We start from the raw sequence: 16,040 nt of genomic DNA, 5'->3' as shown, positions 1-16,040 counted from the left end.
GGAGGTCGTTGGCTTCTCACGATCAACCAAGGCCCGTAACTGCAGTAAGGCGTCGCCCAGCGCGATGTCGCAATCCACAGCCTGAGCGTTGCGTTCGGGGCGGTTGAATACTGGTTTAGCCTGATCCTGTCTGACTACTTTGTACCCCGGTCTTCCTGCTCCGACAGGCTGTAGCCGCTGATCGCTGCAGCCTGGCTGAAACCTTTCGTGCGCCTTGGCGCTCGTCTCGATGGCCGTGCGATTCGCTCTGCTGCGTATCTTGCCCCAGCACCTGTGGGCATGAAAAAGCCCGCGCGAAGCGGGCTTTTTCATGCCGAGGTGCGGCGTCCCAATCAGGGCGTGTTGCCCTTGGCCAGGGCGGCAGCGATGGCTGGTGCATCGATGGCGTTGGCCAGGACCTGGGTGCCCGAGAGGATGACATTGTTGGTCGGGCCGCTGCCTTTGATCTCGTCGCTGGCGAGCACCTTGCCCTGGTCGTCGAGGACCTGGGTGATGACGTCATAGTCGAAGCGGACGCGCATGTAGGCGTCGGATTTCCATTCCCGCAGTTTCAGCACCAGCAGCTTCTGACCCTGGGGCGCGCGGTCGCTGGCCTGGCTGGGCATGGCGGTTATGGCGGCGCGGGCCAGGGCCTTTTGCACGGCGTCCTGCAGGTCGGCGGAAAGGGGGCTGCCGCTGTAGGTGCGGACGCTCCAGGGATTGTAGTAGAGGCCGCGGATGTTGCCGACGTAGGTGGCGTCCTTGTCTTGGGCGACCACATAGGGACGCTCATCGAGTACCGCGACGGCAACCGGCTTGTCGGCTTTGACGCTGAGTTGCGGGGCGGTCTGGCGGTAGTCGATCTTCTGGCCGATGGCGCAACCGGCGAGTTGCAGCGTGGCGAAGGCGATGAACAAGAGATGAGATGGCTTCATGCGAAACTCCTTTTTCGAGAGGCGCGCAGTCTAAGCCATCAGACTCGTCATGCCAAAATAATGTGATTCAGGTCACCAAATTTATGGGGGAGCGAGTCGGTTGCCGGGCTCTGCAGCCGGGCGGATGCCCCTGACACACTCATCAGTTGGGTAGGCAGGCCAGAGGGTTGCCTGCGTTCAGTGGTTGAAATTCACGCAGCCTGTGGGGCGTGAAGGGAAGGGGCAGAGTCGGAGGACAAGACCGTCCTTGGGCTCTGCCCGCGAGCGTTACAGCGTCTTCTTGTATTCCTTGTCCGCCTTCTTGTCTTCGCGGTGGCGTTCCTTGTCCAGCTGGGTATCGGTGCGGTCGGCTTCGTCAGCGGCATGGGCCGCACCCTTGTCGACTTCCTTCCGATCGTGGCGCGCGTCTTCGCTCACGTCACGGCCGTCCTGGCGGACGCTCTTTTCCAGCGGGCTTTCGGCCAGCGCGACGCCCGTGCTGAGGACGCTTAGCAAAACGGTCAGGGTTGCTACGGTAAGGCGTGATTTCATCGGAGGCGCTCCTAAGTCGAGACAGCGGGAGTGGTCGCCCAAAGCGACCGCTTCGTTTGCAGTAAAGCGCTAAAGCTGGCATTGGAAAAGGAGAGCTGCCGAAGCGTCTTGGTCAGGCGGGCGAACTGGAGGCCCAGGCGGAGGCGTCGTGCGGGTGCAGACTCTCCAGATGGCGCACATGGATGCGCACTTCCTGGTGGCTATCACGCAGGGCCACCAGCAGGCGGCGGGCGGCGTCCTCGACGAACATCAGATTGCTGCCGTTGAGGGCGGCGAAGGCCTGTTCATCGGCGCGCTTGACGGCGGTTTGCACCGGGGTGCCCAGGGCCCTTTCGCACTGGTCGATCAAGGGCAGCAGGTTGAGGTCGACGGCGCCTGCCGGAATGCTGACCTGCACCTGTGCCAGGCTGCGCTGACTGTGCGGGGTGGCCAGGGAGGCGTGGCGGCGTAGCCAGCTGGCGACGGTGACCGGATCCACGTGCTCGGCGGTCCCGTGCTCTTCGAGAAAGGCCCGTTCGACCAGTTGGCGGGCCAGGGAGGCGGAGCAGGGGCAGGTGGATGAGTAAGGAATTTGGACGCGGGCGCTGAGCTGGAAGACGCCGGCAACCCAACTGGCTTCCAGGCGCACTGGATAGCGCTTCCAACCGCTCAGCTCGGCGGTCACCAGGGCTGGGCGACGAACCAGCAGGGCGAAGTCGAGGCGCAGCCGGGCGGCGCGGGAGTCGCAGCTGCGGTGGCTGGTGACCATGTCAGCCAGCAGCGAGCGCAGGCGTTCGGGCGTGAGCGGCTCGCCCAGGCGGTCCAGTAACCGGTAGAGCCGGGACATGTGGATGCCCTTGGCGGTGGCCGCGGGCAGATCGACCTGAACGTCGGCCCTGGCAGGCACGAAGCTGTCGAGATCGCCTTCGCCGAGACGGATGGGCAGGTCGATGCCCTGCATGCCGACCCAATCGAGGGCGGCGGGCAGGGTGGCGGTCTCGCTAAGGGAGACGTCGGGGAGGATGGCGTTCATGGGCAGGGCTTGGCTCAGTGGGGATCGGCGGCCGGGGGCCAGTCGCTGAAGGGGTTGTGCAGGCGCATCCAGGCCGAGGGGCCAGCGGCGAGTTCGGTGTCGGTCAGCAGGCAGGCATCCAGGCGGGCACGCAGTGCGGCTTCGTCCATATCCATGCCGATGAGGACCAGTTCCTGGCGGGCATCGCCGACACCCTCGTGCCATTTCTCCTTGATGATGGCGACGGTTTCTTCATCGTCGGGCCATTGCTCGGGCGGTACCGCGGCCCACCAGCGCCCGGCGACACCATGGCGGGCGACGGCGCCGGCCTGGGACCAGGTGCCGGCATGGGCGGGATGGCTGGCCAGCCAGAAGTAGCCCTTGGAACGGACCACGCCTGGCCATTCCTGCTCGACCAGGGCGAAGAAGCGCTCGGGATGAAAAGGGCGACGCGCCTGGTAGACGAAGCTTGCGATGCCGTACGCCTCGGTCTCGGGGGTGTGCTCGCCGCGCAGCTCCTGCAGCCAGCCCGGCGCCTTGGCGGCTTCGTCGAAGTCGAAGAGACCGGTCTGCAGCACCCGCTCCAGGGGGACGGCGCCGAAGCTCGCCAATTCCAGCCGCGCGCGAGGATTGAGGCTGCGCAGGATGGCCAGCAGGCGATCGCGTTCGGCCGGTTCGACCAGGTCCAGCTTGTTCACCACCAGGACGTCGCAGAATTCGATCTGCTCGATCAGCAGGTCGACCACGGTACGTTCGTCTTCCTCGCCGAGAGACTCGCCGCGGGACTCTAGGGAGTCGCTGGAGGCGTAGTCGCGCAGGAAGTTGAAGGCGTCCACCACGGTGACCAGGGTGTCGAGCTGGGCGACGTCACCGAGGCAGCGACCGTCTTCACCGGCGAAGGTGAAGGTCTCGGCCACCGGGAGCGGCTCGGAGATACCGGTGGATTCGATGACCAGCTGATCGAAGCGGCCGTCCTGGGCGAGCCGCTCCACCTCGAGCAGCAGGTCTTCACGCAGGGTGCAGCAGATGCAGCCGTTGCTCATCTCGACCAGCTTTTCCTCGGTGCGCGACAGCTCGGCGCCGCCGTCGCGGACCAGGGCAGCGTCGATGTTGACCTCGGACATGTCGTTGACGATGACCGCCACCCGGCGGCCTTCGCGGTTATTGAGAATATGGTTGAGCAGCGTGGTCTTGCCGGCGCCGAGAAAGCCGGACAGTACGGTGACGGGGAGTTTCTGGCTGGAAAGGCTGGCTTGGGTCGTCATGGTCATCACGGGTAGAAGAAGTCGTAGGACGGATGCATCCCTGTGATATAGGCATCGGGATGTATATAAACGTTATAACATAACATTAACGGCGCGTTAAGAAGGCGCCTCTGCCTGATGCTGAAGCGCCACCCGGAACGTTGATGGTGGTGGCCTGGCTGCCCGTTCCCACTCTGTGCGGGCGGGCTTCAGAGGCGGGCGCTGCCTAGACGTGTTGACCGCCATTGATATGGATTTCGGCGCCGTTGATGTAGCTGGAGCGTTCACTGCAGAGGAAATAGATGGTCTCGGCGACTTCGTCGGGAGTGCCCAGGCGTTTGAGTGGGACTTCGGCTTCCACCAAGCCGTCGGTACCGGGCGAAAGGATGGAGGTGGCGATTTCGCCGGGCGCTATGGCGTTGGCGCGCACGCCCCGGGGACCGAATTCATGGGCCAGTTCGCGGGTCAACGCGGCGAGGCCCGCCTTGGAGGCGGCATAGGCCACGCCTGCGAAGGGATGCACCCGGGAGCCCGCGATGGAGGTGACGTTGACGATGCTGCCCTGGGCCGCTTCCAGCTCCGGCAACAGGGCGCGCGCGAGCAGGGCGGTGGACACCAGGTTGACGTTGAGCACCTGGGTCCAGGTGTCGGCATCGGAAGCCAATACCCCGAGGCGGCTGCCATCGGGCCCCTTGGGTGAGATGCCGGCGTTGTTCACCAGGGCGTGCAGCTTGCCACTGGGCAGGCGCTCGCGGACAGTGGCGACCAGGCGGTCGATCTGGGAAAGGTCGGCGAGATCGGCCTGGATGTGCGCATCGCGAGCTTCCGGCCAGGCGCACTCTGCGGAAAACGGCTGGCGGGAAACGGTGAGCAGCCGCCAGCCTAGGTTGCGGAACAGCTTGACGGTGGCATGACCGATCCCGCGGCTGGCGCCGGTGAGCAGCATGGTGCGCTGGGTCATGGGCGGCCCCGGCGGGAAGCAGTGTAGGCGAGAAGCGACAAGGCGAGCATGGTGGTTGGCTCCGGCGTCTGGCAGGCCGCTTCACTATGCCCAAGCTGGGAGCCAGCAGCAATCCGCGGCCAAGGTGCTTAGGCGTCTTCCTGGCGCAACCGGCCATGCTCGCTGCGCACCGTGGCCATGAAGGTCTGCATGGCCGACGACTGCACCCGATGGCGCCGCCGGATCAGCCCGTAGGGCGGCAGCCGGGGTTCGAAGGCGATGGGCAGCACCGCCAGGAGGTGGCGACCGGGGTAGTCGTTGACCACCGACAGTGGGGTCACCCCGAGCATGTCGGTCTGCTGTAGCAGCGCCAGCAGGGTCATGATGGAGGTGGTCTCGACGATGCTGCCGGGAATATCGACCCGGGCGTCGTGAAAGGCCTGGTTGATGATGGCGCGCATCGGACTGGGGTGCTGCTGCAGCACCCAGGTGTGCTCCTGCAACTCGCCCCAGGTCAGGTGCGTGGCCTGGGCCAGGGGGTTCTGCGCGCCGGCGATCACGCAGAGCACCTCTTCGCCCAGGCTGTCGAACAGCAGCTCCTCGGCGCGGGCGCCGGTGGGAATGCGCCCCAGCACCACGTCCAGCTGGTCCTGCAAGAGCGCCTGGACCAGCACATCGCTGGTATCCACCTGGATCGACATGGACAGCCGCGGATGACTCTGCTTAAGGGTGGCGATGGTGCGGGTCAGCAGCCCCGAAGCCAGCGCCGGAATGGCGCCCACCGCGACCCGGCCGAGATTGCCCGATTCCAGCGCGACCAGCTCCTCGCGCATGCCCGACAGTTCGGCGAACACCATCCGCGCGTAGTAGATCACCGTCTCGCCGAAGGCCGTGGCGCGCATGCCCCGTGGCAGCCGCTCGAACAGCCCCACGCCCAGCAGGCTCTCGATCTCGTGGAGCATCTTGGTGGCGGCCGGCTGGGTCATGCCGATGTCGTCGGCGGCGCGGCGCAGGGAGCCGAATTCCGCCAGTGCCAGCACCAGCCGCAACTGGCGCAAGCGCAGACGGCTGTGGATGGTGTGGGCATCGGGAATGCGCGTCATGCTGGCGGACCTCGGGGCAGGGGAGCCGGCTAGGGTAGCGCAGGAGCCGCGGCTTGGCGCCGGCGGGGTGCGCCCCCGCCAGGCCGGGGCGTTCACGAGGGCCGTACCTTGGCTCGCGGCGCGTATTGGCGCAGCGCCTGCAGTCCGCGCGCCAGCAGCGGCCAGCAGAGCATCAGCAGCGCCGCGGTGGTCAGGCTGCCCACCAGGGGATTGGACCAGAAGATGCCCAGTTGGCCGTCGGAGAACAGCATCGACTGGCGAAAGGCGTCTTCGGCCTTGTCGCCCAGCACCGCCGCCAGCACCAAGGGGGCGATGGGATAGCCGAGCTTCTTGAAGGCATAGCCAAGGACGCCGAAGCCGAGCATCAGCCAGACGTCGAACAGACTGTTGTGCACCGAATAGGCGCCGATCACGCAGACGGTAAAGATGATGGGCGCAATGATGCAGAAGGGAATGCGCAGGATGGCGGCGAACAGTGGCACCGTCGCCAGCACCACGATCAGGCTGACCACGTTGCCCAGGTACATGCTGGCGATCAGGCTCCAGACGAAGTCGTGCTGTTCGGCGAACAAGGTCGGCCCCGGGTGCAGGCCCCAGATCATCAGGCCGCCGAGCATCACCGCGGCGGTGGCCGAACCGGGGATACCCAGGGTCAGCATGGGCAGCAGGGCGCTGGTGCCGGCACTGTGGTCGGCGGTCTCCGGCGCGATCACCCCCTCCAGCTCGCCCTTGCCGAAGCCCTCGCGATTCTTCGAGAAACGCCGCGCCAGGCTATAGCTCATGAAGGAGGCGGCGGTAGGGCCGCCCGGGGTCACGCCCATCCAGCAGCCGACCAGGGCGCTGCGCAGCCAGGTCAGCCAGTAGCGCGGCAATTGCTTCCAGGTGGCGAGCACCGTACGCAGGGTGATGCGCGCCTGCTCGCCGCGAAAGACCAGACCTTCCTCCACCGTGCAGAGGATCTCGCCGATGCCGAACAGGCCGATCACCGCCACCTCGAAGCTGATGCCCGAGAGCAGTGCCGGTTGATCGAAGGTCAGGCGCAGATTGCCGGAGACGGTATCCATGCCCACCGCCGCCATGGCGAAGCCGATCATCATGGCCGCCACCGTCTTCAGCGGCGGATTCTTGCTCATGCCGATGAAGGTGCAGAAGGCCAGCAGGTAGACGGCAAAGAACTCCGGCGAGCTGAATTCCATGGCGAAGGCGGCGATGCGGCTGGAGAGGAAGGTCAGCAGCAGCACCCCGACCAAGGCGCCCAGCAGCGCCGAGGTGAAGGCTGCGGTCAGGGCCTCGCCAGCGCGGCCCTGGCGCGCCAGGGGGTAGCCGTCGAAGGTGGTGGCCACCGACGAGGGTTCGCCCGGGATATTGAACAGGATGGAGGTGATGGAACCCCCGAACAGCGCGCCCCAGTACATGCAGGAGAGCAGGATGATGGCCGAGGTCGGGCTCATGGTGAAGGTCAGCGGCAGCAGCAGGGCGACGCCATTGGGCGCGCCCAGGCCGGGCAGCACCCCGACCAGGATGCCGAGCAGCACGCCGATCACCATCAGGGCCAGGTGATGGAAGGACAGGATCAGGCCCATCCCGTGCATCAGGGAGTCGAATTCGCTCATGACAGGCTCCTCAGCAGGCGGGCGAGGTCGGCCAGGGGGCCGGCATCCAGTGGCACCTTGAACCAGAGGGCGAAGATCAGATAGCTGGCGAGGCTCACGCCGCCGGCGGTGGCGAGGATCTGCCAGGCGCCGTAGCGCCTTTGCCGCTGGCGATCGCGCGCCATGAACCAGGCGATGAACAAAAAGGCCGTGACATAGAGGCCCAGCAGGGGCAGGGCGACGACGAAGGCCAGCATCGGCAGGAACACCCGCAGCACCTGGCCGAAGGCGGCGCGCTCGACGAAGCCCGTGCGCAGCGCCTGCCAGCGCCACAGGGTCTGCAGCGCCGTGGCCAGGCTGGCCAGGGCAAGCAGCAGGCCGATGTAGAAGGGGAAGTAGCCCGGCTCGGGGCCGGCATCGCCCCAGCCGATACCCTGCTCCAGACTGCCCATCATCACGATGCCACCGAGGCCGGCGGTGAACGCCGCCACGCCCAGTTCCACCCAGCGGGTGGCGATCAGGGAATCTCCGGCCATGGCCGTCTCTCCTGTGTCGGTGCGCCGATCAGCGCTTGAGCCAGCCCGCGGCCTCGAACACCGGGGTGACCCGAGCGGTGTCCTGGGCGATGTAGTCCTGCAGCGCCTGGCCTTCGAGGAAGGTCGGCACCAGGGCGTTACGCTCGATATAGGCCTTGAATTCGGGCGTCTGACTCACCTTGCGCATGAGCTCCACATAGAAGACGCGCTGCTCCTCGCTGACGCCGCCCGGCAAGAGCACGGTGCGCGGGAAGCGGTATTGATCGATACCCAGGCCCTGCTCCTTGCAGGTGGGTACGTCCGACCACGCCTGGGTCTCGGTGACCTTGGCGGTATAGGCCATGCGGCTCCGGCTGAACACGCACAGCGGCACTACCTGTCCACCGCGCCACTGGCTCAGGCTCTCGCTGGGATTGTTGACGTTGGAGGTGATGTGCTTGCCAGCCAGCTGGGTCGCCGCCTCGCTGCCGCTCTTGAAGGGGATGTAGGTGAGCTTGGTGCCCTCGGTGCGATTGAGCAGCAGGGTCAGGGTCTGGTCGACGTCCTTCGACTGGCTGCCACCCATGCGTTTGCCAGCCGGGTCCTGCTTGATGGCGTCGATGTAGCCGCGGGCATCCTTCCAGAGCGCGTCGGCGTAGCTCCAGAGGATGAAGTCATCCTCGGCGATGGCCGCCACCGGGGTGAGATCGCTCAACTGGTAGCCGAGCTTGGCGGTCAGGGGCAGCAGATAGACGTTGTTGGTGGCGATGACCAGCTTGTCCGCCTCGCCCTTGGCCAGCTTCATCTCCAGAAAAGCCTCGGCGCCATTACCGCCTCCCTTGTTCATCACCACGGTGCTGGCATCGAGCAGCTTGTGCTGGGTGATGATCGACTGGATCAGCCGGCCGAGTTGGTCGGTGCCGCCACCGGGGCCACCGGCGACCACGATCTCCACCTTGCCATCGGGCTGCCAGGCGGCCTGGGCCAGGGGAGCCACCGCAGCGGCCAGACACAGGGGGAGGGCGGCGAGCAGGGAGGTGCTGCGCATGGGACTACCTCTTTCTTGTCGTTGTTTTGGGTGGACCGAGTGTGCGCAGCCCCGGGCAATCCTGACCACTCAAAAAAAGGCATGCACCGATAGCCTGAGGTTATGTCGTAGCGGGTGAGCGTGCTGAGACCTCGGCGCCAAGGGCTCTCCAGCGAAACCCTGAAAGGCACCTATATCCTCAGGCTATACACCTATGTGCAGATTTGATTAGACGGTTATCGAACTGGCAGCCGATAGTCGACCTCGCCAGCCGGCTGCTGAACGCCCATAACAATAATCAGGGGTCACGCCATGCTCTCGACGTCCCGCGCCAACCACCTCGACGAAGCCGCCGCCATACCCACGGCCCTGCAGGCCTCCCGCGTGCGTTGGCGCATCTTCGCCATCATCTTCGGCCTCACCGTCATCAACCTGGTGGACCGCGTCTCCCTGTCCATCGCCATGCCTACCATCGCCCGCGAATTCCAGCTGACGCCGGCCATCCAGGGGCTGATTCTCAGCAGCTTCTTCTGGGCGTACGCCCTCCTGCAGATTCCCGGTGGCTGGCTGATCGATCGCTACGGTCCGCGCCGGGTCATCGGCTGGTCCACCGGCCTCTGGGGCGTATTCCAGACCCTGGCCGCCTTCGCCACCGGCGGCCTGTCGCTGATCTTCGCCCGGGTCGCCCTGGGCGCTGCCGAGGCACCGCTGTTCCCCGCCGGTGGCAAGCTCAATTCGCTCTGGCTGGCCTCCAGTGAACGTGGCCGGGGCGCGGTGCTGATGGATTGCGGCGGTCCCCTGGGAGTAGCCCTGGGCGGTCTGCTCATCGCCTACCTGATCGCCGTCTTCGGCTCCTGGCGCACCGCCTTCTTTATCGCCGGTATCGCCACCCTGGCCATGGCCTGGCTCGCCTGGCGCTATCTCCGGGACGACCCGGCGACCCACCCCGAGGTCAATGCCGCTGAACTCGCATGCATCAACGAAGGCCGCACCACCTCGGTGGCCCAGGCGGCCAAGGCTGGCGCCCGGGGCCTGGGTATCGCCCGCCGCTCCCTGGCCGGCATCCTCATCGGTCGCGCCAGCTGGGCCATGGTGTTCTTTGGCCTGCTGACCTGGGGGCCCAGCTACCTGGCCCAAGCCCGTGGCTTCGACATCAAGGGCATCGGCGCCGCCACCTTCGTCATCTTCCTCTGCGGAGCCGTGGGCTCGCTGGTGGGTGGCTTCCTCTGCGACCTGCTGGTGCGTAAGGGCGTGCGCCGTGGCCTCGCCGCCAAGGGACTGCTGTCCTGCTCCGGCCTAGTGGCCTTGGCGGCCTTTCTGCTACTGCCGCACCTCACCGATCCCTACGCTGCCGTGGCACTGCTGTCCCTCACCGCCTTCTTCCTCATGTGGGGCAGCCTCTATTGGAGCTTCCCGGCGCTGCTGGCGGCGCCGGCACGGGTGGGTCTGATCGGCGGGGTGATGAACCTGGCCGGTAGCCTGGGTGGTATCGCCGTGCCCATTCTGGTCGGCCTGCTGCTGCAGCACCTGGGTGGCTATCCGGCGGTACTGGGCTTCTTCGCCCTCTGCTCCGGCCTATTCATCATCGGCACCCTGCTGATCGTCCTGGACCAGCGGGAGGTGCAGCATGACTGAGCGCTATAGCGGCCCCATCATCGACGCTCACCACCACTTCTGGGAGCCCCGGCGCAACTTCCACCCCTGGCTGTCCGGCGAGGAAACCATTCCCTTCCGTTATGGCGACTACAGCGCCATCAAGGGCGACTACCTCCCCGAGCACTACTTCACCGATGCGGCCGGTCATGACGTGGTCCAGACCGTCTACGTCGAGACCGAGTGGGATCCCCGCGATCCCCTGGGCGAGACCCGCTACGTCCACGAACTGGCGCGCCGCCATGGCGTACCCAACGCGATGGTCGCTCAGGCCTGGCTGGATGCCGAAGACGCTGCAGAGCTGCTCGCCGCCCAGGCCGCCTTCGCGCGGGTGCGTAGCGTAAGACACAAACCGAGCGGTCCTGGTCGTCCGGAGGAGGTCGGCAGCCAGCGCACCCTGATGAGCGATGACCACTGGCGCCAGGGCTACGCCGAACTGCAGCGCCACGGCCTGCACTTCGACCTGCAGACGCCCTGGTGGAATCTCGACGAGGCCTGCCGCCTGGCGCGGGACTTCCCGGCCATCCAGTTGATCCTCAACCACACCGGCCTGCCGTCCGATCGCCGTCCCGAAGGCCTGGCCGCCTGGCGCGCCGCCCTGGCCCGCCTGGCCGAATGGCCCAATGTGGCGTTGAAGATCTCCGGCCTGGGCCTCGCCGGCCAACCCTGGCGCGCCGAGGACAATGCCTGGATCGTCCGCGAGGCCATCGCCATCTTCGGCCCCGAGCGGGCCATGTTCGCCAGCAACTTTCCCGTCGATCGCCTGTGCGGCAGCTACGCCACCATCCTTGGCGGCTTCAAGCGCCTGGTGGCCGACCTGCCCATCACAGCCCAACGCCAACTCTTCCATGACACCGCCCAGCGTCTGTATCGCCCGGTGGCCGACGTCATCCGCCTGGACCCCTACCTGAGGACTTCCGCATGAGCAATTCCACGCTTCCCCGCCTGGCCCTGGTGCTGGGCGATCCGGCCGGTATCGGCCCCGAACTCATCGCTCGCCTGCTGGCCGATGCCGAGGTGCGCGGTCGTGCCCGGATGGTGCTCATCGCCGACGAGGACGAAGCCCGCACCGGCATGCGCATCGCCGGTTGCGAATACCCCTATCGCCGCATCGACAGCCTGGATGCCCTCGACTTCCAGGACGACATACCCCTGCTGTATCCCTATCGCGGGGCCGCCGAGGGTGCATTCCCCCGTAGCGAAGCCAGCGTCGTCGGTGGTCGCTACAGCCTGGACACCCTGGCCGTCGCCCTGGACCTGACCCAGGCCGGCCACACCGATGCCATCCTCTTCGGCCCGCTGAACAAGACCTCGCTGCACCTCGCCGGCCTGGGGCACAACGACGAGTTGCACTGGTTCGCCGAGCACCTGGGGTACACGGGACCGTTCTGCGAATTCAACGTGCTGGACGATCTCTGGACCTCGCGGGTGACCTCCCATGTCGCGCTCAAGGACGTCCCCGGCCTGCTCAGCCAGGAACGGGTGATCGAAGCCATCGAGCTGATCGACAATGAACTCAAGCGCAGCGGCCTGGCCCGGCCGCGCATCGGCGTCTGCGGCCTCAATCCCCACAATGGCGACAACGGCAGCTTCGGCCGCGAGGAGCTCGATCTCATCGGTCCGGCCGTGGAGCGGGCCAAGACGCTGGGCATAGCCGCCGACGGCCCCTATCCGGCTGACACCATCTTTCTCAAGGTCCAGGGCGACGCCCGCGCCTTCGACGCCGTGGTCACCATGTACCACGACCAAGGCCAGATCGCGATCAAGCTGATGGGCTTCTCCCGTGGCGTCACGGTCCAGGGCGGCCTGCCCATTCCCATCGCCACGCCGGCCCATGGCACTGCCTTCGACATCGCCGGCCAGGGCCGCGCCAACGTCGGCGCCACCCGCCAGGCCTTCGAGATCGCCTGTCGCCTGGGCACGTCCCGCCACTGATAGCTACCGAGGCGCCCTAGGCGCTTACCAAATCCGCCGAACCGGCCCAAGGGGCCGGCAGGCCTGACTCATGCTCGAAAAAGGAAACTCACCATGAAAATCACCAGTGTCCGTACCCGCGTCTTCGAATGGAAAGGCAAGGTCGTCCCGCCCCAGGCGCACTTCTGCACCAACGCCACTGACATCCTCTACGAACGCGGCGACGCCATGGGCTCCTTCCGCTTCCATGGCTGGCTGGTGGTGGAGATCGAGACGGACAGCGGCCTGGTCGGCCTCGGCAACTGCGCCCTGGCGCCGCGAGTGGCCAAGGAAATCATCGACCTGTACCTGACCCCCATCGTCATGGGCCAGGATCCCTTCGACAACGAATACCTCTGGCAGAAGATGTACCGTCGCACCCACGCCTGGGGCCGCAAGGGCATCGGCATGGCTGCCATCTCCGCCGTCGACCTGGCGCTCTGGGACCTGATGGGCAAGGCCGTGAACAAGCCGGTATTCAAGCTGCTGGGCGGCCGTACCAAGGAAAAGATTCCCTGCTACGCGTCCAAGCTCTACGCCAACGACAACCTGGACCTGTTCCTGGAAGAAGCCCAGGGTTATCTCAACCAGGGCTTCGACGCCCTCAAGATGAGATTCGGCTACGGCCCCAAGGACGGCCCCGCCGGCATGCGGCGTAACATCGAGCAGGTGCGCGCGTTGCGCGAACTGGCCGGCCCTGACGTCGATATCATGCTGGAGTGCTACATGGGCTGGACCCTGGAATACGCCCGGCGCATGCTGCCCAAACTGGCCGAATTCGAACCACGCTGGCTGGAGGAGCCAGTCATTGCCGACGACATCGAAGGCTACGTCGAACTCAAGAAGATGGGCATCATGCCCATCTCCGGCGGCGAGCACGAATTCACCTCCTACGGCTTCAAGGACCTCCTCGAGCGCCGCGCGGTGGACGTCATTCAGTACGACACCAACCGCGTTGGCGGCATCACCGCCGCGCGCAAGATCAACGCCCTGGCCGAAGCCTGGTCGGTGCCGGTCATTCCTCACGCCGGCCAGATGCACAACTACCACCTGACCATGGCCAGCACCGCCTCGCCCATGGCCGAGTTCTTCCCGGTGTTCGACGTCGAAGTGGGCAACGAACTCTTCTACTACGTCTTCAAGGGCGAACCCCAGCCGGTCGGTGGCTACCTGCAGCTGGACGACGACACGCCCGGCCTGGGTCTGGAGTTGTCCGAAGAGCATCTCAAGGACTTCGATGTGATCGAATAGGGCGCCCATTGGCTGCCGCCCGCGGGGAGGGCGGTGGCCATTTCAGCGCCGCGACGCTGAATGGCGCGAGTCGCCGCGTTGTTCGACTCACCCCGCCAGGATCGCCGCTGCCCCCCGTGGTTGTCGGGTGTACCATAGTACGCGACTGACCCCGCGGGTCACCGCCACATAACTCAGGCGCAGCGCTTCATCGGCCATGGCATCGTCGTAGCTCTGCTGGAAATGTCCGCTGGCGGCATAGAGCGCATTGCGCAGCGGGTGCGGCTGCTGGGGCTGACCGTCGTCCAGCACGATAGCCACCTCGGCCTGCAGTCCCTTGGCGCGGTGAATGGTGCAGGTGCGCACTCCTGGCTGTCGGCCCAGCTGCTCGTTGATGGCTTTCAAAGGTGCATTCAGGCGACTCATCACCATGACCGCGCAACGCTCTGGCCGTTCTCGCTCCGCTGCATAGCTTCGCTGAGCTTCGATTTCACCTAGCAATGAGGTCAACTGGCGACCTATATCGAATTGCGGCACGACCTTCACCCCGTGCCCAAGCTCATTTGCTGCACGAAAGGCCTGGGTTTTCTTGGGTTGCTTGTGACGCACCTGCGTCAGGATGCGCTCGCCGTCCGCCACGATGGCGGGTGAAGAGCGATAGTTGGTCCCCAGCATCAACATCTGACTGGGCGTCCGGCCAGGAAACCAGCGATCGAAATGAATGAACAGCTCCGGCGAGCTGCCCCGCCAGCCATAGATGGATTGCCAGTCGTCACCGATGGCCATCAGCGAGGGTGCGGCTTTCTCTTCGGCGAGTCTGAGTTGCACCTGCTGCAGCCAGAGGGCGATCTGCGGCGAGATGTCCTGGAATTCATCGATCAGCAGATGGGTAAAGGGTTGCAGGCGGGCAATCAGCGCACGACTGGGTTTCTTTTCCAGGCGATCCGTCAGCACGGCGAAGGCTGTATTGAAGGTGATCAGCCGCTGTTCCTTCAGCACCTTGCCGAAGTGTCGCCAGAACTGCTGCATGGCCTCCAGGAAGATCCGATCCCGCGTCGAGCATTCCAGCTGGCTGCTCTTTATGGCGCCGACCCTCAGGCCAAGGGTTTCGGCGAACGAGGCTTGGCCATAGAAGAGGTCGGGCAGCGGTTGCGGTTGACGCTCACCATTGAGTACGAAGGGCTGCAAGGGCGGGGCGCCAGGTGGCTCTTCCTCATTGGGCGCCGCCAGTTCCAGCAACAGATGAACCCGACGACGAAAACCGGCGTCCTCGCGGTAGCAATTCTCGTAGGCCTGTATCAGGAGCTGGCGTTGGCCTTCGTTCAGCGTGGCGCCAGCCAGCATGCCGTTATCCGGTTCATCCTCACCTTTCGATTGGGTGGACAACTGCTCGAACCACTGCGTCGCCCTCAGCTCTGAGCGCGCCAGTTGTGCCAGGGCCGAGTGAAAGGTTCTCACCAGTTCGCGTGCCGCCTCTTCATTCAGCGGAACCTCCCAGAAGGCCAGGACGCGCTTGAGCTGCGCGCGCAACTCTTCGCAGGAAGCCTTGGTAAAGGAGATGACGGTGAGTTGCTCGCGCGGGATCTCGAGGTGGCACAGCATGAACACCACCCGCAGTACCAGTGTCGTGGTCTTGCCCGAACCGGCACCCGCGAAGATCCGCGTCGCCGGGGCGCGAGCCAGGATCATCTTCCATTGTTCCGGCGACGGTGGCTGGATGATGCCCTGGGTAACGGCCTGCTCGACACGCATCTTCATCCGCTGCTCCTGAGCGCGCTTCACGGTGAAGACGGGACCATAGAGGGCGGTGGGGGAGGGGGTAGTGGTGGGGGGCTGGACGGTCGATTGCTCCCTTTTTGCACCTTTGCTGGCGGCCTTCGGCTCGGCCTGGCGCTTGGGGGCTTGGGCCGGCTCTGCCTTCTTGCGGCTGCCTGGCTTGGTGTCTCCATTAATAGGTGGCTCTCCTTTAAGGAAGAGCGTGGTCCGGGGAAACCAATCGCCAAGCGTATTCCTCAGCTGTTTTCGGTAGCGAGCCAGGATGGAAGTCATGCAGTCCTCGAAACATCGTCTGCCCGCATCTTACCTCGCACAGGTGACAGGTCGCTTTCTGTGGGCCTTTTTGGTCTCTGCTGAAAGTTTCTTGGAATAACCTGTTGACCTGTCCTGAAACTCCCCTATAATGCGCCCCACTTCCGGCGCAGACGCTGAAGCGGCTTGAAAATCAAGCACTTAGGTCTGAGCCGGGCGAGGGGTCCACGGATTCCTCGCTGTTTGGTCTCCTTTCGGGTGATGACGAGATGAAGCGGAGGGGGTTGACAGCTTCTCAGGATGCTGTAGGATTCGCCTC

Annotated in this window: 14 protein-coding genes; 4 read left to right on the top strand and 10 right to left on the bottom strand. The window is 65.4% G+C overall.

What is annotated here, in order from left to right; all coding sequences use genetic code 11:
- Window positions 1–332 precede the first annotated feature (332 nt).
- The 9 genes from FEZ61_RS07770 to FEZ61_RS07730 all read right to left on the bottom strand — a co-directional run bounded on the left by FEZ61_RS07770 (window position 333) and on the right by FEZ61_RS07730 (window position 8,878).
- Entirely contained in the window at window positions 333–914 is a 582-nt protein-coding gene (locus FEZ61_RS07770; RefSeq protein ID WP_017641777.1) for a hypothetical protein, read from the bottom strand.
- Between the two features lie 267 nt (window positions 915–1,181).
- Complete coding sequence (locus tag FEZ61_RS07765) at window positions 1,182–1,445, bottom strand: hypothetical protein (RefSeq protein WP_160923203.1); 264 nt, start codon at window positions 1,443–1,445, stop codon at window positions 1,182–1,184.
- A 112-nt stretch (window positions 1,446–1,557) separates the two neighbouring features.
- Window positions 1,558–2,457: a GTP cyclohydrolase FolE2 gene (gene folE2, locus FEZ61_RS07760; protein ID WP_017641779.1), complete on the bottom strand. Its 900-nt coding sequence runs from the start codon at window positions 2,455–2,457 to the stop codon at window positions 1,558–1,560.
- Between the two features lie 14 nt (window positions 2,458–2,471).
- The gene (gene zigA / locus FEZ61_RS07755; protein WP_173148286.1) at window positions 2,472–3,707 is read right to left on the bottom strand and encodes a zinc metallochaperone GTPase ZigA; all 1,236 of its coding nucleotides are present in this window, start codon (window positions 3,705–3,707) and stop codon (window positions 2,472–2,474) included.
- A gap of 199 nt (window positions 3,708–3,906) precedes the next feature.
- Window positions 3,907–4,641, bottom strand: a complete 735-nt coding sequence (locus tag FEZ61_RS07750) for an SDR family oxidoreductase (protein ID WP_173148128.1) — start codon at window positions 4,639–4,641, stop codon at window positions 3,907–3,909.
- A 128-nt stretch (window positions 4,642–4,769) separates the two neighbouring features.
- On the bottom strand, window positions 4,770–5,723 hold the full coding sequence (locus FEZ61_RS07745; protein WP_064308879.1) for a LysR family transcriptional regulator: 954 nt from the start codon (window positions 5,721–5,723) through the stop codon (window positions 4,770–4,772).
- A gap of 92 nt (window positions 5,724–5,815) precedes the next feature.
- On the bottom strand, window positions 5,816–7,336 hold the full coding sequence (locus tag FEZ61_RS07740; protein WP_064308878.1) for a tripartite tricarboxylate transporter permease: 1,521 nt from the start codon (window positions 7,334–7,336) through the stop codon (window positions 5,816–5,818).
- The gene (locus FEZ61_RS07735; RefSeq protein ID WP_064308877.1) at window positions 7,333–7,851 is read right to left on the bottom strand and encodes a tripartite tricarboxylate transporter TctB family protein; all 519 of its coding nucleotides are present in this window, start codon (window positions 7,849–7,851) and stop codon (window positions 7,333–7,335) included. Before FEZ61_RS07735 ends, FEZ61_RS07740 begins: the two co-directional genes overlap by 4 nt.
- 28 nt (window positions 7,852–7,879) lie before the next feature.
- Window positions 7,880–8,878, bottom strand: a complete 999-nt coding sequence (locus tag FEZ61_RS07730) for a tripartite tricarboxylate transporter substrate binding protein (protein ID WP_173148126.1) — start codon at window positions 8,876–8,878, stop codon at window positions 7,880–7,882.
- 291 nt (window positions 8,879–9,169) lie between these two features.
- Between FEZ61_RS07730 and FEZ61_RS07725 the strand changes: the two genes are divergently transcribed.
- The 4 genes from FEZ61_RS07725 (at window position 9,170) to FEZ61_RS07710 (ending at window position 13,714) form a co-directional block, all read left to right on the top strand.
- Window positions 9,170–10,492 carry an MFS transporter gene (locus FEZ61_RS07725; RefSeq protein ID WP_064308875.1) on the top strand — a complete coding sequence of 441 codons (1,323 nt, stop codon included), beginning with the start codon at window positions 9,170–9,172 and terminating at the stop codon, window positions 10,490–10,492.
- Complete coding sequence (locus FEZ61_RS07720) at window positions 10,485–11,435, top strand: amidohydrolase family protein (RefSeq protein ID WP_064308874.1); 951 nt, start codon at window positions 10,485–10,487, stop codon at window positions 11,433–11,435. The genes FEZ61_RS07725 and FEZ61_RS07720 overlap by 8 nt, the downstream gene beginning before the upstream one ends.
- Entirely contained in the window at window positions 11,432–12,445 is a 1,014-nt protein-coding gene (locus FEZ61_RS07715) for a 4-hydroxythreonine-4-phosphate dehydrogenase PdxA (RefSeq protein WP_173148123.1), read from the top strand. Before FEZ61_RS07720 ends, FEZ61_RS07715 begins: the two co-directional genes overlap by 4 nt.
- A 93-nt stretch (window positions 12,446–12,538) precedes the next feature.
- The gene (locus FEZ61_RS07710) at window positions 12,539–13,714 is read left to right on the top strand and encodes an L-rhamnonate dehydratase (protein WP_173148122.1); all 1,176 of its coding nucleotides are present in this window, start codon (window positions 12,539–12,541) and stop codon (window positions 13,712–13,714) included.
- 87 nt (window positions 13,715–13,801) lie between these two features.
- Here the strand turns inward: FEZ61_RS07710 and FEZ61_RS07705 are convergent, their stop codons facing one another.
- On the bottom strand, window positions 13,802–15,742 hold the full coding sequence (locus FEZ61_RS07705) for a UvrD-helicase domain-containing protein (RefSeq protein WP_093248810.1): 1,941 nt from the start codon (window positions 15,740–15,742) through the stop codon (window positions 13,802–13,804).
- Window positions 15,743–16,040: the final 298 nt, after the last annotated feature.

The sequence above is a fragment of the Pseudomonas sp. MS15a(2019) genome, assembly GCF_013277805.1.
In the GTDB taxonomy this organism is placed as follows: Bacteria; Pseudomonadota; Gammaproteobacteria; order Pseudomonadales; family Pseudomonadaceae; genus Chryseomonas; species Chryseomonas benzopyrenica.
The sequence above is the reverse complement of the archived record's forward strand: the minus strand, read 5'-3'. Positions and strand labels throughout refer to the sequence as shown.

Bases quoted from the DNA above. Each gene is read 5' to 3' on its own strand.
- FEZ61_RS07730 (WP_173148126.1), bottom strand. From the start codon at position 8,878: ATGCGCAGCACCTCCCTGCTCGCCGCCCTCCCCCTGTGTCTGGCCGCT.
- FEZ61_RS07715 (WP_173148123.1), top strand. From the start codon at position 11,432: ATGAGCAATTCCACGCTTCCCCGCCTGGCCCTGGTGCTGGGCGATCCG.
- FEZ61_RS07725 (WP_064308875.1), top strand. From the start codon at position 9,170: ATGCTCTCGACGTCCCGCGCCAACCACCTCGACGAAGCCGCCGCCATA.
- zigA (WP_173148286.1), bottom strand. From the start codon at position 3,707: ATGACCATGACGACCCAAGCCAGCCTTTCCAGCCAGAAACTCCCCGTC.
- FEZ61_RS07720 (WP_064308874.1), top strand. From the start codon at position 10,485: ATGACTGAGCGCTATAGCGGCCCCATCATCGACGCTCACCACCACTTC.
- FEZ61_RS07710 (WP_173148122.1), top strand. From the start codon at position 12,539: ATGAAAATCACCAGTGTCCGTACCCGCGTCTTCGAATGGAAAGGCAAG.
- FEZ61_RS07745 (WP_064308879.1), bottom strand. From the start codon at position 5,723: ATGACGCGCATTCCCGATGCCCACACCATCCACAGCCGTCTGCGCTTG.
- FEZ61_RS07735 (WP_064308877.1), bottom strand. From the start codon at position 7,851: ATGGCCGGAGATTCCCTGATCGCCACCCGCTGGGTGGAACTGGGCGTG.
- FEZ61_RS07750 (WP_173148128.1), bottom strand. From the start codon at position 4,641: ATGACCCAGCGCACCATGCTGCTCACCGGCGCCAGCCGCGGGATCGGT.
- folE2 (WP_017641779.1), bottom strand. From the start codon at position 2,457: ATGAACGCCATCCTCCCCGACGTCTCCCTTAGCGAGACCGCCACCCTG.
- FEZ61_RS07770 (WP_017641777.1), bottom strand. From the start codon at position 914: ATGAAGCCATCTCATCTCTTGTTCATCGCCTTCGCCACGCTGCAACTC.
- FEZ61_RS07705 (WP_093248810.1), bottom strand. From the start codon at position 15,742: ATGACTTCCATCCTGGCTCGCTACCGAAAACAGCTGAGGAATACGCTT.
- FEZ61_RS07765 (WP_160923203.1), bottom strand. From the start codon at position 1,445: ATGAAATCACGCCTTACCGTAGCAACCCTGACCGTTTTGCTAAGCGTC.
- FEZ61_RS07740 (WP_064308878.1), bottom strand. From the start codon at position 7,336: ATGAGCGAATTCGACTCCCTGATGCACGGGATGGGCCTGATCCTGTCC.